The following is a 14587-nucleotide window of genomic DNA, read 5'->3' as shown; positions in this document are numbered from 1 at the left end:
GGTGGGTTACAGGGCGCGGGGCGCACTGTAACCCGATCAACACCGGCGCGCGAGTGGATTACTCGGCAGCGCCTTCTGCTTCTGGAGCAACGCGTGGAGCGTGAACGTTGGCAACAGCTTTGTCATCACCGTGGGCCAGAGCTACGAACTCAACGCCTTTCGGAGCTTTCAGGTCCGACAGGTGGATGATGGCGCCGATTTCGGCCTTGGACAGGTCGACTTCGATGAACTCAGGCAGGTCTTTGGCTTCGCAGGAAACTTCGATCTCGGAAACAACGTGCGAGATTTCGCCGCCTTTCTTGACCGGAGCTTCTTCACCAACGAAGTGAACTGGAACCTTGGCGGTCAGCTTCTGGCCAGCAACGACGCGAACGAAGTCGGCGTGCATGATGAAGCCTTTGGCCGGGTGACGCTGCATGGCTTTGACCACGACGTTCTGCTTGGCGCCGTCGACGTTCAGTTCGATAACGTGGCTGAAGGCAGCTTCGTTTTCGAACAGCTTGGCGATTTCCTTGGCCACGATGGTCAGGGATTGGGCTTCTTTATCGCCACCGTATACAACGGCTGGGATGCTGGCGGAGTGACGCAGGCGGCGGCTCGCACCTTTCCCCAGGTCAGTACGCGCTTGGGCGTTCAGGATGAAATCAGTCATTTTGCTTCTCCAAAATAGCCTCCCGAAAGGCGTTTGCGACCAGCGCCAGACGGGGATGGCAAAAAAGCCCCGCCCCAACAAATGCTGGGGCGGGGCGCTTCACATCAACACGAGTCCCGCTTAGCGGAACATCGCGCTGATCGATTCTTCATTGCTGATGCGGCGGACCGCTTCAGCGACAACCGGTGCGATATCCAGCTGGCGGATACGGTCACAGGCTTGAGCAGCGGCGGACAGCGGCACGGTGTTGGTCACCACCAGCTCATCCAGTACCGACTTCTCGATGTTCTCGATCGCGCGGCCCGACAGGACAGGGTGCGTGCAGTAGGCGTAAACCTTGGCAGCGCCGTGTTCTTTCAGGGCTTTGGCCGCGTGGCACAGGGTGCCGGCGGTGTCGACCATGTCGTCTACCAGGATGCAGGTGCGCCCTTCGACGTCGCCGATGATGTGCATAACCTCGGAGTGGTTAGCCTTTTCGCGGCGTTTGTCGATGATACCGAGATCGACGCCCAGGGACTTGGCAACGGCGCGTGCGCGCACAACGCCACCGATGTCCGGGGAAACGATCATCAGGTTCTCGAAACGCTGGTCTTCGATGTCATCGACCAGTACGGGCGAGCCGTAGATGTTGTCGACCGGGATATCGAAGAAGCCTTGGATCTGGTCAGCGTGCAGGTCGACGGTGAGAACACGGTCGATACCCACGACAGTGAGCATGTCAGCGACGACTTTGGCGCTGATGGCTACACGTGCCGAACGCGGACGGCGGTCCTGGCGGGCATATCCGAAGTAAGGAATCACGGCGGTGATTCGGGATGCTGAGGAGCGGCGGAAGGCGTCGGCCATCACTACCAGTTCCATCAGGTTATCGTTGGTCGGGGCACAGGTCGGCTGGATAATGAAAACGTCTTTACCGCGAACATTTTCATTGATCTCAGTGCTGATCTCGCCGTCGGAGAATTTACCGACAGAGACGTCACCGAGAGGGATATGCAGCTGACGTACGACACGCCGAGCCAGATCGGGGTTAGCGTTCCCCGTAAAGACCATCATCTTGGACACGCGCAGTACCTGAAGGCTGAGGGTATACCTGGATGAGTATAAGGAAAATGGCAGGGGCGGCTGGATTCGAACCAACGCATGGCAGGATCAAAACCTGCTGCCTTACCGCTTGGCGACGCCCCTGTATCTGTTGCTTGCGAACGCTTATGCGCTCGACTTCTTGACCAGACTTTGCAGCTTGCGATGCAACATCGAAACATTGCTTCCTTTCGCCACAAACCCTGTTTGGGTCGCTGAAAGAAGGGCCAGAACTTTATCAGCTTCGGCTTTGCTTGGGAAGGCCCCAAACACACAACTTCCAGTTCCGGTTAGTCGAGCCTCTGTGAATTTACCCAATGAATTCAGCGCGTTGCGAACTTCTGGGTAATTCTGCTCTACCACCGGTTGGCAGTCATTTCGACTGTTTCCCTCGGGAACGGGGCGCATCTTAAGGGGGAGTGAATCACGTGTCAACTGCGGATGTGAAAAAATTTCTACTGTGCTGACAGACACTTGCGGCACCAGCACGACATACCAGGGCTCTTCGGGGTCGACCGGGGTCAGTTGTTCACCCACACCCTGGGCAAAGGCGGCGTGGCCGCGGACGAACACCGGCACGTCGGCACCCAGGCTCAGGCCCAATGCGGCCAGGCGGTCTTCGTCCCAGTCCAGCTGCCACAGGTGTGCCAGCGCCAGCAGTGTGGTCGCCGCATCCGAACTGCCGCCGCCGATGCCGCCGCCCATGGGCAGTACCTTGGTCAGCCAGATATCGGCGCCCAGCCGGGTGCCGGACTGTTCCTGCAATTTACGTGCAGCGCGCACGATCAGGTTGCTGTCGTGGGGCACCGCTTCGATTTCGGTGTTCAGGCGGATCACGCCGTCTTCGCGCAGGGCGAAGCTCAGCTCGTCGCCATGGTCGAGAAACTGGAACACGGTTTCCAGCTCGTGGTAGCCGTCGGGGCGGCGACCGATGATGTGCAGCCACAGGTTGAGCTTGGCCGGGGCCGGCAGGGTGAGCGTGTGCATGTAATCAGTGCCCCAGCTGGCGTGGTTGCCAGTCCTTGACCACCAGGGTCACGTCGAGGTCCTTGCCGTGCAGCTTCATGCGCTCCGGCAGCCAGTAGCCGTTCTGCTCGGTATAGTGCAGGTACTGTACCTGCCAGCCATCCTGGTCGAGGCTGGCCAGGCGGCTGTCGCCGTCCAGGGTCAGCTTGCTCTTGCTGTCGGGAGCGGGCAGGCCGCGTACCCACCAGACCAGGTGCGAGACCGGCAGCTGCCAGCCGAGCTGCTCTTCCAGCAAGGCTTCGGGGCTGGCGGCTTCATAGCGGCCCTGGTTGGCCACTTCCAGTACCACGCCGCCAGGGCGGCCGGTCAGGCGGGCAGCGCCGCGGCCGAGCGGGCCGGCCAGGCGGATGTCGTAGTAATCCTGGCGTTGCAGCCAGAACAGCGTGCCACTGCCGGAGTCGCGCGGTGCGCGGATGCCGACCTTGCCGTTGATCTGCCAGCCGTCGAGGCTGCTCAACTGCTCTTTATGGGCACGCCACTGCTGTGGGTCGCCATGGCCCTGCAGGGCCTCGCGGCTTCCGAAGCCGGCGCAGCCAGCCAGCAGGGCGATCAGGGTGAAGGTGATGCAATGGCGCAGAAACATGGCGTTAAAGGGTCTCGGATCCGGTCAGGCGCAGGATGGTCTTGCGCAGGATGGGGCTGTCGGCCTGGGCTTCGAAGCCCTTGGCCCAGACCTGGCGGGCTTCGCGGCGCTTGCCGTTGGCCCACAGGACTTCGCCCAGATGAGCGGCCACTTCGTGGTCGGGGAAGCGGGCAAAGGCCTGGCGCAGGTAGTTTTCAGCCTCGTCGAGGTGGCCCAGGCGGTAGTTGATCCAGCCCAGGCTGTCGAGCACGGCAGGGTCGTCCGGGGTCAGCTGGTGGGCCTTGTCGATCAGAGCCTTGGCTTCGCTGTAGCGGGTGGTGCGGTCGGCCAGGGTGTAGCCGAGGGCGTTCAGCGCCATGGCGTTGTCCGGCTCGCGGGCGATGATGGCGCGCAGGTCTTTTTCCATCAGCGGCAGGTCATCGCGCTTTTCGGCCAGCATGGCGCGGGTATAAAGCAGGTTGAGATCGTCCGGGTAGTGCTTGAGGGCTTGCTGCAGCACCTGGTCGGCCTGGGCGTCCTTGTTGTTGTTGCTGTAGCTTTCCGATTCGATCAGGTACAGCTGCACGGCGTAGTCAGGCTGCGTCTCGCGGGCCTCGGCGAGCAGGCGCGAGGCCTCGGTGCCGCGGCCGTTGGCAATGAGGATGTCGGCTTGGCGCAGTTGCGCCGGCAGGTAGTCCGGGCCGTTGCCGACCAGGGCGTACTCGCGCAAGGCACCGGCCGGGTCATGGCGCTCTTCGGCGATGCGGCCCAGGTTGAGGTGGGCCGCATCGACGTTGCTGTCGCGCTCGATCAGCTCGCGCAGGTAGACCTCGGCTTCGTCCCAGTCCTTCATCTCCAGGCACACCAGGGCCAGGGAATAACGCGATTCGTCGTCATCCGGGTACTGCTGGACCAGGCTGAGGAATTCGGCCTTGGCGTCGGCCATGCGGTCCTGCTCGACCAGGGTGCGCGCGTAGGTCAGGCGCAGGCGCTTGTCTTCCGGATTGTCACGGATAGCACCACGCAGCAGCGGCAGCGCTTCAGGGCCACGGTCCAGGCTCTGGAGCAGGCGGGCGCGCAGCAGGATCGGGGCGATTTCGCCATTCTGCGTCGGGTGCGCTTCGAGCAGGTCGAGGGCCTCTTGGGCCTTGCCGTCCTGGTTCAGCAGCAGCGCCTTGCCGAACACCAGCTGGCTGTTGTCCGGGTACTTGACCAGCAGGCGGTCGAAACTCTGCATCAGGCCGTCGCGGGTGCTCTGGTCGGTTTCGGCGGCGGACAGGGCGAGGAAGTCGAAGTGAGTGTCACCCTGGCCCTGCAGCACCTTCTCCATATAGGTCATGGAGTCGTCATAGCGACCGGCCCGTGCCAGCTGGATGGCGGCGGCGCGTTGGGCGTCGAGGTTCTCAGGGTCGTTCTTGGCCCAGATCAGCGCGCTGTCCAGCGCCGGCTCGTCGGCGCCGAGGTATTCGGCAATCCGGTAGGCGCGCTCGGAGACGCCCGGGTCCTGGGTCTTCTCGGCCTGGTCGGCGTAGTTGGCCAGGGCGATGTCGAAGCGGTTGCGCTGCCCGGCCAGTTCAGCCACCAGCAGGCTATAAAGCGTGTCTTGCGTGAACGACCCATACACCACGGGCTTTTTTGCCTCGGCCTCAGCGGCGGGAGGCTCGGCCTTGTGCGGGGCCAGGCTCTGGCAGCCCTGGAGCAGGGCGAAGGCAAGCAGCAGTGCGTAGGGTCTGTTCATAGAGAGGCTTAAAAAGACTAACCGGCGGTCGGAGCATGATGACACAAGCGCGGGGGCAAACCCACCTGCGAAGGTCGTGGTTTACAGCATGGTGGTGCTAGGTCGGACAGCGGGGTAGGTGAGAGGTTCGGTGGTGGAGATTGCCCCGTTTACTCGGTTATTGAGCTGGAAACAGGAAGTGGGAAAGCACGAGCGCTGATAGCATATATGCATCAGCATAACCTCCAGCGCTAGCGCCTGAATTTGTCACCCTAGGCGCGAAAGGGCGGGAGGTTCAAATGAAATATCGGCAAGTGTGAATTAATAGTAATGCTAGAAATAATGCCAGGTTGAAGATGACGAGCCTGCATAGTCGTTTTTTTAATCGAGTGGGTAGTCTATCAACCTCGTCGAGGTCTGTTAGGCCCCTGCGTGCATATGCTTCTGGGAAAACCAGCATGAGAGATAGAGCCCCAAATCGAATGATTTTTCCTGTCAGGCCAAATCCAGAATATAGGTTTCTATTGTCATTGACGATTTTACAGCTGGGTAACAGGGATTCAATATATTCGGTATCGCGATTTGATAAGTAGAATGTTAGGGGTAGTGAGATGAAAATCGCTGTAAAAATTATGCCATAGGCTGCACCCAGGGCAAGCTGGATTGTGCTCACTTTATCACCCGCTCATACAGAATTTCGCCCAAATATTTTCCTCCGTCACTTCCGAGCCTCCCTCCTACCATTCCGCCCAAGGCTCCGCCCCCCACTCCGCAAGTGATCGCTCCAGGTCCGCCTGACGCTATTCCCAAGACCACGCTACAGGCTGCCATACCAATCAAATTCCCACCGTATGCGCCAGCTATGCCTCCTCCCAAACTACCTGCAAGTGAACCACTCTCAACGATGGTAGCTTTTTTGCAATCTTCCTCTCTCCCTTCTGTGCATGCTTTTTTGATTGATAGGCTTGTACTTGCGACCTCCAACGCAATGCCTAAATAGGCGCCTTTCTTGATCAGGTTGGCAGCCTTGCCGACTCCCGCGACCTTGTCGGCATACCCTGCAATCTCACCAGCGTTCAAATAGCTTTTCGTGGAAATGCCTAGGGTCTTTTTGATCGACCCCTTGTTTCGCAAGCTGGTACCAAATGCTGCCATTTTACTCAGCTGCTCATCCAGTCTGGCGAACAGTGCCGCGCGCTTGGCATACAACTGATCCCGAGCCTTGAACGTCCCCGAGCTCATGTGCTCCTGATACAGTTTTTCAATTTCCAGCAACGTGTCCTGAATAGCCTTCAGGTGCCTGCTCCAACCATCACTGACCACGCCTGCGCCCGTGGCGGCATGGGTGAGCAGACTTTTAAGCAACTCGAAATTATCAAGAAAAAATTCATCGGCACCTTGCCCGCTGCGCATCAGCCCCATGTGTGCCACGGCAGCTTTCTCCATCAGATACGCCTCCTGGCTTGTACACGAAGGCGTGGACCAGTCACCGACTATGACTAGCTCGCCGCTTCTGACCACATTGTTGTAGATGTGTGCATTCAGAACGTCGAACTTGCTGGCCGAGTGCCCACTAAGCGCAAGGCCTGCCTTGAGTGTGTGGTAGTTCTGCATTTTGGGGTTGATGAACGCGCGGGCTTCGGTCATGGCATTTTCCTTATGCGTGCTTCTTGTTGCCGATGCGGTCCCACCCGCCAGCGATGTTGCCGCCGCCGGAGCCGTCGGTGCGTTTCTGTTGGGTATAGGTGGTCTTGATCAAGTGGGCTTGAGCCGGCTCCTAAAGGTTTCGTGCTTGCCTCGGCACACCCTGTTGCGATACAAGGCCACACTTTATTTCGTAAGCCGGCCTATCATCCCGCCGACAGCGCCTACTCTACGGTCAAGTCACATACTTGCAGAGAGAAGGTCCGAAAGCATAAGTGCCACGAAAAGCGTGAGCTGCAGGGTCAGCAGGGAAAGCAGAATGTAACGCTCGCGCAGGGGGAAATCTTTGACTTCTTGTGCTTGGGCGACCCCCCTCCATACAAATAATCTAGGAATCGCCAGAACAATTGAAATCGAGCCTGTGCGCATCAGCTTACCTGGCAGGCCGGCATGCTTGTAGGTGATCTTGTTGTCTGTAATGTATTTGCAGTTAGGTAGGTAAGACTCAAAATGCTCAGTGTACTTGTGAGCGACGTAACACTGAGTGATGAACGTAATTGCCATAGGAGCAAGAATAAAAATAACTATTGTCCCGGGTTCAATCGCGTTCATTTGAGGCTCTCGTGATACAGCATTTCCCCATATTCTCTACTTTTATCTGCCCCGTAATCACCAGCATATTTACCTGCTATGGCTCCTAGCACAACTGCGCAAACAAGTGTGCCCGTGCCGCCACTGGGAAGGCCGAGAGCCACGCACACTGGTTTCGCAATCAGTGCACCAGCAAAACCGCCAGCGCTAGCGCCTGTTAATCCACCCGCCAATGATGCACCCTCGACGAATTTTGCCTTCCTGCATTCCTCTTCTCGCCCTAAAGTGCAGGCCCTTTGAATTTCCAGGCTCGTTGCACCCACTCCGAGCGCAACGCCGATGTAGCTGCCACTCTTGATCAGGCTCGTAGCTTTGCCCACACCGGCAACCTTATCCGCATACCACGCAATTTCCCCTCTATGTAAATAGCTTTTCGTGGAGATGCCAAGCGTTCTCTTGATAGCCCCTTTGTTTCGCAAGCTAGCACCAAACGCTGCCATTTTGCTCAACTGCTCATCCAGCCTGGCGAACAGCGCCGCACGTCTGGCATAGAACTGATCGCGAGCTTTGAGCGTCCCTGAACTCATATGCTCCTGATACAGCTTCTCAATTTCCAGCAACGTACCCTGAATGCCCTTCAGGTGCCTGCTCCAGCCATCACTGACCACGCCTGCGCCCGTGGCGGCATGGGCAAGCAGACTTTTGAGCAACTCGAAATTTTCCAGAAAGAAATCATCGGCACCTTGCCCGCTGCGCATCAGCCCCATATGCGTCTGGGCAGCCTTCGCCATCAGATACGCCTCCTGGCTGGTACACGACGGCGTGGACCAGTCACCGACTATAACCAGCTCGCCGCTTCTGACCACATTGTTATAAATGTGTGCATTCAGAACGTCGAACTTGCTTGCCGAATGTCCACTGAGCGCAAGGCCGGCCTTGAGTGTGTGGTAGTTCTGCATTTTGGGGTTGATGAACGCGCGGGCTTCGGTCATGGCCTTTTCCTCACGCGTACTTCTTGTTGCCGATACGATCCCACCCGCCAGCGATGTTGCCGCCGCCGGAACCGTCGGTGCGTTTCTGTTGGGTATAGGTGGTCTTGATTCGGCCGTAATCGAGTTGCACTACCTCGATCGGCACACCATCGGCAGCGCTCTGGGTGTAATCGGCAATGATCACTTCTTCGAGAATGACCTCGTAGTACTTGAGCTTGTCGCCGCCTGCGCGACACAGGGCGAGTTTCACTTCCTTTAGATGTAAACCTGCACAACTGGCTTCCATCAGTTTGCAGCTTGCGCTGTCGAGAAACTTGGTGAACCTGAAGTTGCTGACGGCGGTGCGGCCTGAGGTGGCGCCACCGGCGGAGCTGGCAGTGGCTGAGGTGCTTTGGCTTACGCCAAAGTCGTAGCCGGTCACTTCAATCCATTTGTTGTATTTCTCATCCAGGGCTTCGCCTGCGATTTCGTCGATTTGTATATATGCGTCAAAAGCCATGCTTACCTCTCCTTGGCAATCATATACAGGGGGGGCTGACGGGAAACTTGGACCGGTCAGTGATTGGCAAGCCTAGGCACCGATATCGGGGAAGGCAATAGAGGGACATCTATTTGGGAAATGGACTACAAGAATGTGGATAACTTCGGTCTGAACGTGTCGAGAAGTTTCATTGACGACTGTTATTTGTAGGAAATATTACCCATTGGCTGTGCAACCAAAGGCGGCGAGCAGCCTGGTGAGGGAGGGCTATCGTCAGAAATTGGCTAAGCCTGCTCTGGCCTCTTCGCGGGGCAAGTCGGATCGCCGCACCGCCGCTCCTACAGGTTTCGTGCGTGCCTTCAGCCTTGGGCAGGGGCTTCCCGGGGCCGGGTCGGCCCGGGCTATCACGACAATAGCGAACGGTGGTTGTTCTAAAACCTGCGAAAGAGGACAATTATCGGCTTCTCGTCACAACCAGCGACCTTGCATGGCCTTTCTTGCACTTGGTATCAACCATAAGACTGCCTCGGTAGACGTACGCGAGCGCGTGGCGTTTACCCCAGAGCAGCTGGTAGACGCCCTGCAGCAGCTCTGCCGACTGACCGCCAGCCGTGAGGCTGCGATCCTGTCGACCTGCAACCGTAGCGAGCTTTATATAGAGCAGGACCATCTGTCCGCCGACGCCGTTCTGCAATGGCTGGCCGCGTATCACCGGCTGAGCCTCGATGAGCTGCGCGCCAGCGCCTACGTCCATGAAGAACACGATGCAGTGAAGCACATGATGCGGGTGGCCTCCGGGCTCGACTCGCTGGTGCTTGGCGAGCCGCAGATCCTCGGCCAGATGAAGTCCGCCTATGCGGTGGCGCGTGAGGCTGGCACCATCGGCCCGCTGCTCGGGCGCCTGTTCCAGGCGACCTTCAGCGCCGCCAAGCAGGTGCGCACCGACACCGCGATCGGCGAAAACCCGGTTTCCGTGGCGTTCGCCGCGGTCAGCCTGGCCAAGCAGATCTTCAGCGACCTGGGCCGCAGCCAGGCTCTGCTGATCGGCGCCGGCGAAACCATCACCCTGGTCGCACGCCACCTGCATGAGCAAGGTGTGCGCCGCATTGTCGTGGCCAACCGCACCCTGGAGCGAGCGAGCATTCTCGCCGAACAGTTCGGGGCCCATGCCGTGCTGCTGGCCGACATCCCGCAAGAGCTGGCCAACAGCGACATCGTCATCAGTTCCACCGCCAGCCAGCTGCCGATCCTCGGCAAGGGTGCGGTGGAAAGTGCGCTTAAGCAGCGCCGGCACAAACCGATCTTCATGGTCGATATTGCCGTGCCGCGCGATATCGAGCCGCAAGTGGGCGAACTCGACGACGTTTACCTGTACACCGTCGATGACCTGCACGAAGTGGTCGCAGAAAACCTAAAGAGCCGCCAGGGCGCAGCCCAGGCCGCCGAGGAGCTGGTTTCGGTGGGCGCCGAAGACTTCATGCTGCGCCTGCGCGAACTGGCCGCCGTCGATGTGCTGCGCGCCTACCGCCAGCAAAGCGAGCGCCTGCGTGACGAAGAACTGCAAAAGGCCCAGCGCCTGCTGGCCAATGGCGGCAACCCCGAGGATGTACTGGCGCAACTGGCCCGGGGCCTGACCAACAAACTCCTGCATGCCCCTAGCGTGCAGCTGAAAAAGCTCTCGGCCGAGGGCCGCCTCGATGCGCTGGCCATGGCCCAGGAACTCTTTGCCCTCAACGAGGGCTCGACGGACAAATCCCCGCAATGAAAGCGTCGCTGCTGAACAAACTGGAGATTCTCCAGGACCGCTTCGAGGAACTCACCGCGCTGCTTGGTGACGCCGAAGTCATATCCGACCAGACCCGCTTCCGCGCCTATTCCCGCGAATATGCCGAAGTCGAGCCGGTTTACGCCGCCTATAAAGAGTGGCGCAAGGTGCAAGACGACCTCGAAGGCGCCCAGGCACTGCTCAAGGACGCCGACCCCGACCTGCGCGAGATGGCCGTCGACGAAGTACGCGAAGCCAAGGAGCAGCTGGTCGAGCTGGAGTCCAACCTGCAGCGCATGCTGCTGCCCAAGGACCCCAACGATGGCCGCAACGTGTTCCTCGAAATCCGCGCCGGCACTGGCGGTGACGAGGCGGCGATCTTCTCCGGCGACCTGTTCCGCATGTACTCGCGCTATGCCGAGAAGCGCGGCTGGCGCCTGGAGATCCTGTCCGAGAACGAAGGCGAGCATGGCGGCTACAAAGAGATCATTGCCCGTGTCGAAGGCGACAACGTGTACGGCAAGCTCAAGTTCGAGTCCGGTGCGCACCGTGTTCAGCGTGTACCGGAAACCGAATCCCAGGGCCGGATCCACACCTCTGCCTGCACCGTGGCCGTGCTGCCCGAGCCCGATGAGCAAGCGGCTATCGAGATCAACCCGGCCGACCTGCGCGTCGATACCTACCGTGCCTCGGGCGCCGGTGGTCAGCACGTGAACAAGACCGACTCGGCAATCCGCATCACCCACTTGCCCACCGGCATCGTGGTCGAGTGCCAGGAAGAGCGTTCGCAGCACAAGAACCGCGCCCGCGCCATGTCGTGGCTGTCGGCCAAGCTCAACGACATGCAGACCAGCGCCGCGCAGAACGCCATCGCCAGCGAGCGCAAGCTGCTGGTCGGTTCCGGTGACCGTTCCGAACGCATCCGTACCTACAATTATCCACAGGGGCGGGTGACCGATCACCGCATCAACCTGACCCTGTACTCCCTCGACGACATCCTTGCCGGTGGCGTGGAGGCCGTGATCGAACCGTTGTTGGCCGAATACCAGGCCGACCAACTGGCTGCCCTGGGGGACTGATGACCATCATTGCCAGCCTCCTGCGCAACGCGCAGCTGCCAGACTCGCCCAGCGAGCGCCTGGACGCCGAACTGCTGCTGGCTGCCGCCATCGGCAAGTCGCGCAGCTTCCTGCACACCTGGCCCGAGCGCATCGTCAGCAGCGAAGATGCCGAGACCTACGCCAGCTACCTGCAGCGCCGCCGTGCCGGCGAGCCGGTGGCCTACATTCTGGGGCAGCAGGGTTTCTGGAAGCTCGATCTGGAAGTGGCGCCACATACGCTGATTCCGCGCCCGGATACCGAACTGCTGGTCGAAACTGCGTTGGAGCTGCAGCCCGCATCGCCAGCCAAGGTCCTCGATCTGGGTACCGGCACCGGTGCCATTGCATTGGCCCTGGCCAGCGATTGTCCGGCATGGCAGGTGACGGCCGTGGACCGCGTCGAAGAAGCTGTGGCGTTGGCCGAGCGCAATCGCCAGCGTCTGGGCCTGGGCAACGTCCAGGTGCTTGCCAGCCATTGGTTCGGCAGCCTGGCCGGGCAGCGTTTCGACCTGATTCTCAGCAACCCGCCATACATCCGCGCCGAAGACCCGCACCTGGTCGAAGGCGACGTGCGTTTCGAGCCCAGTAGCGCGCTGGTGGCCGGTAGCGATGGCCTCGATGACCTGCGGGTGATCGTCGCCCAGGCACCTGAACATCTGTTGCCCGGTGGCTGGCTGCTGCTCGAGCACGGATACGACCAGGCGGCGGATGTGCGTGCCTTGCTGAGCGCACAAGGCTTCACCGAGGTGGCCAGCCGCAAGGACCTGGGCGGCCATGAGCGTATTTCACTGGGGCGCCTGCCATGCTGAGCGATCAGGAACTGTTGCGTTACAGCCGGCAGATTCTGCTGGCCCAGGTGGACATCGACGGCCAGCTGCGGCTCAAGCACAGCAAGGTATTGATCGTCGGCCTCGGCGGCCTCGGCTCGCCGGTGGCGCTGTACCTGGCGGCTGCGGGTGTGGGGGAGCTGCACCTTGCCGACTTCGACACCGTCGACCTGACCAACCTGCAACGCCAGGTCATCCATGACAGCGACAGCGTCGGCATGAGCAAGGTGGATTCGGCATTGCAGCGGTTGCAGGCGATCAACCCCGAGGTTGCGTTGGTTGCCCACCGCCAGGCACTGGACGAAGACTCCCTGGCCGCCGCGGTGGCAGCGGTCGATCTGGTGCTGGACTGCTCCGACAACTTCGGTACGCGCGAGGCGGTCAATGTGGCCTGCTTCGCGGCGGGTAAACCACTGGTGAGCGGCGCGGCGATCCGTCTGGAAGGCCAGTTGTCGGTATTCGACCCGCGCCGTGACTACAGCCCTTGCTACCACTGCCTCTACGGCCACGGCAGCGAAGACGAGCTGACCTGCAGCGAAGCCGGCGTGATCGGCCCGCTGGTGGGGTTGGTTGGTAGCCTGCAGGCACTGGAGGCGATGAAGCTGCTGGCCGGCTTCGGCGAACCGCTCATAGGCCGCCTGCTGTTGATCGATGCCCTTGGCACGCGGCTGCGTGAGCTACGGGTCAAGCGTGACCCGGCCTGTGCCGTGTGCGGCAAGCGCGATGGCTGAGCGCTCGGCGCCGGTCGGCGTGATGGACTCGGGGGTCGGCGGCTTGTCGGTGCTCGCCGAGATCCAGCGCCTGCTGCCAGACGAGTCACTCCTTTACGTGGCTGATTGTGGTCATGTGCCCTATGGCGAGAAGTCCCCGGACTACATCCGCCAGCGTTGCCGGCGCATCGCCGAGTTCTTCCAGGCGCAAGGTGCCAAGGCAATGGTCCTGGCCTGTAATACAGCGACCGTGGCTGCGGTTGCCGACCTGCGCGAGTTGTACCCCGACTGGCCCTTGGTCGGCATGGAGCCGGCGGTCAAGCCTGCCGCTGCCGCCACCCGCTCGGGCGTGGTCGGCGTGCTGGCCACCACCGGTACCTTGCAGAGTGCCAAGTTTGCTGCCTTGCTCGACCGCTTTGCCAACGATGTGCAAGTGATCACCCAGCCCTGCCCAGGGCTGGTCGAGCTGATCGAAACCGGTGACCTCGGCAGCCCGCAGTTGCGCCAGCTACTGCTGGGTTATGTGCAGCCGTTGCTGGCCGCTGGCTGCGATACGTTGATCCTCGGCTGCACCCATTACCCGTTCCTGCGCCCGCTGCTGGCGCAGATGGTGCCTGCCAGTGTGGCCATCATCGATACCGGTGCCGCCGTGGCGCGCCAGCTGCAGCGGCTACTTGGGGAGCGGGACATGCTGGCGGAAGGGCCTGCGCGGGACGCGGTGTTCTGGACCAGTGCCGATCCGCAGTTGTTGAAACAGATCCTATCTGTGCTGTGGCACAAGTCCGACAGTGTGCAAAGCTTTGCGTTGTGAAAAAAACGTTAAAAGCAGCTGAACTATCGTACTAACGCCGACCTCTATCGCATTGCCTGATGGTAGGTGGAAAATCAATAACAGCATCGAAAGGAAGGATGTTTCTCATGAAGAAACGGCTCGGCTTAGCGGCGGCTGCCGCGTTTACCTTGGGGCAGGTGATGGCGGTGCAGGCTGCCGATGTTTCATTTTCGGTCGGGCAGACGGGGGACTCCACCATGGTCTACCGCCTGGGGCTGCAGTCGAACTGGGATGCGAGCTGGTGGCAAACCAGCGTCGGCCGGCTGACCGGCTATTGGGACGGGGGCTATACCTACTGGGACGGTGACGAAACAGCGAGCAACCACAGCCTGTCGTTTGCCCCGGTGTTCGTCTATGAGTTCGCCGGGGAGTCGGTGAAGCCCTACATCGAAGCAGGGATCGGTGTGGCTGCATTCTCCAGCACTGAACTGGAGAGTAACGAACTGGGCTCGTCCTTCCAGTTCGAAGACCGGATTGGTTTTGGTCTGCGATTTGCCGGGGGGCATGAAATCGGAGTGAGGGCAATCCACTATTCCAATGCGGGAATCAAAGAGCCAAACGACGGAGTGGAAAGTTACAGCCTGCATTACCGCATGGCCCTCTGATCA

At 60.3% G+C, this 14587-nt stretch carries 15 protein-coding genes, 1 tRNA gene and 1 pseudogene; 6 read left to right on the top strand and 11 right to left on the bottom strand.

Annotation, left to right across the window (positions count from 1 at the left end; all coding sequences use genetic code 11):
* Positions 1-58: 58 nt before the first annotated feature.
* The 11 genes and pseudogenes from C2H86_RS07970 to C2H86_RS07920 all read right to left on the bottom strand — a co-directional run bounded on the left by C2H86_RS07970 (position 59) and on the right by C2H86_RS07920 (position 8763).
* Complete coding sequence (locus tag C2H86_RS07970; protein WP_085673914.1) at positions 59-652, bottom strand: 50S ribosomal protein L25/general stress protein Ctc; 594 nt, start codon at positions 650-652, stop codon at positions 59-61.
* Between the two features lie 120 nt (positions 653-772).
* Positions 773-1714 (bottom strand): ribose-phosphate pyrophosphokinase, encoded by a 942-nt coding sequence (locus C2H86_RS07965; protein ID WP_003247410.1) that lies wholly within the window; start codon positions 1712-1714, stop codon positions 773-775.
* A 48-nt stretch (positions 1715-1762) separates the two neighbouring features.
* Positions 1763-1837 (bottom strand) — tRNA-Gln (locus tag C2H86_RS07960).
* A gap of 21 nt (positions 1838-1858) precedes the next feature.
* Positions 1859-2719 (bottom strand): 4-(cytidine 5'-diphospho)-2-C-methyl-D-erythritol kinase, encoded by an 861-nt coding sequence (gene ispE, locus C2H86_RS07955; protein ID WP_159412131.1) that lies wholly within the window; start codon positions 2717-2719, stop codon positions 1859-1861.
* Between the two features lie 4 nt (positions 2720-2723).
* The gene (lolB, locus tag C2H86_RS07950; RefSeq protein ID WP_159412130.1) at positions 2724-3341 is read right to left on the bottom strand and encodes a lipoprotein insertase outer membrane protein LolB; all 618 of its coding nucleotides are present in this window, start codon (positions 3339-3341) and stop codon (positions 2724-2726) included.
* A 4-nt stretch (positions 3342-3345) separates the two neighbouring features.
* Entirely contained in the window at positions 3346-5058 is a 1713-nt protein-coding gene (locus C2H86_RS07945) for a tetratricopeptide repeat protein (protein ID WP_159412129.1), read from the bottom strand.
* Between the two features lie 648 nt (positions 5059-5706).
* Complete coding sequence (locus C2H86_RS07940; protein ID WP_159412128.1) at positions 5707-6684, bottom strand: hypothetical protein; 978 nt, start codon at positions 6682-6684, stop codon at positions 5707-5709.
* Positions 6685-6694: 10 nt separating this feature from the next.
* Positions 6695-6793: pseudogene (locus tag C2H86_RS07935) on the bottom strand (Hcp1 family type VI secretion system effector); the annotation flags it as partial.
* A 128-nt stretch (positions 6794-6921) separates the two neighbouring features.
* Positions 6922-7293 carry a hypothetical protein gene (locus C2H86_RS07930; RefSeq protein ID WP_159412127.1) on the bottom strand — a complete coding sequence of 124 codons (372 nt, stop codon included), beginning with the start codon at positions 7291-7293 and terminating at the stop codon, positions 6922-6924.
* On the bottom strand, positions 7290-8264 hold the full coding sequence (locus tag C2H86_RS07925; protein ID WP_159412126.1) for a hypothetical protein: 975 nt from the start codon (positions 8262-8264) through the stop codon (positions 7290-7292). Before C2H86_RS07925 ends, C2H86_RS07930 begins: the two co-directional genes overlap by 4 nt.
* 10 nt (positions 8265-8274) lie before the next feature.
* A complete protein-coding gene (locus C2H86_RS07920; protein WP_159412125.1) occupies positions 8275-8763 on the bottom strand; it encodes an Hcp family type VI secretion system effector in 489 nt (162 codons plus the stop codon).
* 469 nt (positions 8764-9232) lie between these two features.
* On the opposite strand from C2H86_RS07920, the gene hemA reads away from it, so the two are divergent.
* The 6 genes from hemA (at position 9233) to C2H86_RS07890 (ending at position 14584) form a co-directional block, all read left to right on the top strand.
* Positions 9233-10510, top strand: a complete 1278-nt coding sequence (gene hemA, locus C2H86_RS07915) for a glutamyl-tRNA reductase (RefSeq protein WP_110638411.1) — start codon at positions 9233-9235, stop codon at positions 10508-10510.
* The gene (gene prfA / locus C2H86_RS07910; RefSeq protein WP_159412124.1) at positions 10507-11589 is read left to right on the top strand and encodes a peptide chain release factor 1; all 1083 of its coding nucleotides are present in this window, start codon (positions 10507-10509) and stop codon (positions 11587-11589) included. Before hemA ends, prfA begins: the two co-directional genes overlap by 4 nt.
* Positions 11589-12419, top strand: coding sequence for a peptide chain release factor N(5)-glutamine methyltransferase (gene prmC, locus C2H86_RS07905; protein ID WP_159412123.1), 831 nt, complete (start codon positions 11589-11591; stop codon positions 12417-12419). The genes prfA and prmC overlap by 1 nt, the downstream gene beginning before the upstream one ends.
* Positions 12413-13168 (top strand): molybdopterin-synthase adenylyltransferase MoeB, encoded by a 756-nt coding sequence (locus C2H86_RS07900; RefSeq protein WP_159412122.1) that lies wholly within the window; start codon positions 12413-12415, stop codon positions 13166-13168. The genes prmC and C2H86_RS07900 overlap by 7 nt, the downstream gene beginning before the upstream one ends.
* A complete protein-coding gene (gene murI / locus C2H86_RS07895; RefSeq protein WP_159412121.1) occupies positions 13161-13958 on the top strand; it encodes a glutamate racemase in 798 nt (265 codons plus the stop codon). The genes C2H86_RS07900 and murI overlap by 8 nt, the downstream gene beginning before the upstream one ends.
* A 107-nt stretch (positions 13959-14065) precedes the next feature.
* The gene (locus C2H86_RS07890; RefSeq protein ID WP_159412120.1) at positions 14066-14584 is read left to right on the top strand and encodes an acyloxyacyl hydrolase; all 519 of its coding nucleotides are present in this window, start codon (positions 14066-14068) and stop codon (positions 14582-14584) included.
* Positions 14585-14587: the final 3 nt, after the last annotated feature.

The organism is Pseudomonas putida (assembly GCF_009883635.2).
Classification (GTDB): Bacteria; Pseudomonadota; Gammaproteobacteria; order Pseudomonadales; family Pseudomonadaceae; genus Aquipseudomonas; species Aquipseudomonas putida_W.
The sequence above is the reverse complement of the archived record's forward strand: the minus strand, read 5'-3'. Positions and strand labels throughout refer to the sequence as shown.

Excerpts from the sequence above, each read along its gene's own strand:
- C2H86_RS07945 (WP_159412129.1), bottom strand. The coding sequence starts at position 5,058 with ATGAACAGACCCTACGCACTGCTGCTTGCCTTCGCCCTGCTCCAGGGC.
- C2H86_RS07930 (WP_159412127.1), bottom strand. The coding sequence starts at position 7,293 with ATGAACGCGATTGAACCCGGGACAATAGTTATTTTTATTCTTGCTCCT.
- murI (WP_159412121.1), top strand. The coding sequence starts at position 13,161 with ATGGCTGAGCGCTCGGCGCCGGTCGGCGTGATGGACTCGGGGGTCGGC.
- hemA (WP_110638411.1), top strand. The coding sequence starts at position 9,233 with ATGGCCTTTCTTGCACTTGGTATCAACCATAAGACTGCCTCGGTAGAC.
- C2H86_RS07940 (WP_159412128.1), bottom strand. The coding sequence starts at position 6,684 with ATGACCGAAGCCCGCGCGTTCATCAACCCCAAAATGCAGAACTACCAC.
- prmC (WP_159412123.1), top strand. The coding sequence starts at position 11,589 with ATGACCATCATTGCCAGCCTCCTGCGCAACGCGCAGCTGCCAGACTCG.
- C2H86_RS07890 (WP_159412120.1), top strand. The coding sequence starts at position 14,066 with ATGAAGAAACGGCTCGGCTTAGCGGCGGCTGCCGCGTTTACCTTGGGG.
- C2H86_RS07900 (WP_159412122.1), top strand. The coding sequence starts at position 12,413 with ATGCTGAGCGATCAGGAACTGTTGCGTTACAGCCGGCAGATTCTGCTG.
- ispE (WP_159412131.1), bottom strand. The coding sequence starts at position 2,719 with ATGCACACGCTCACCCTGCCGGCCCCGGCCAAGCTCAACCTGTGGCTG.
- C2H86_RS07970 (WP_085673914.1), bottom strand. The coding sequence starts at position 652 with ATGACTGATTTCATCCTGAACGCCCAAGCGCGTACTGACCTGGGGAAA.
- lolB (WP_159412130.1), bottom strand. The coding sequence starts at position 3,341 with ATGTTTCTGCGCCATTGCATCACCTTCACCCTGATCGCCCTGCTGGCT.
- C2H86_RS07920 (WP_159412125.1), bottom strand. The coding sequence starts at position 8,763 with ATGGCTTTTGACGCATATATACAAATCGACGAAATCGCAGGCGAAGCC.
- prfA (WP_159412124.1), top strand. The coding sequence starts at position 10,507 with ATGAAAGCGTCGCTGCTGAACAAACTGGAGATTCTCCAGGACCGCTTC.
- C2H86_RS07925 (WP_159412126.1), bottom strand. The coding sequence starts at position 8,264 with ATGACCGAAGCCCGCGCGTTCATCAACCCCAAAATGCAGAACTACCAC.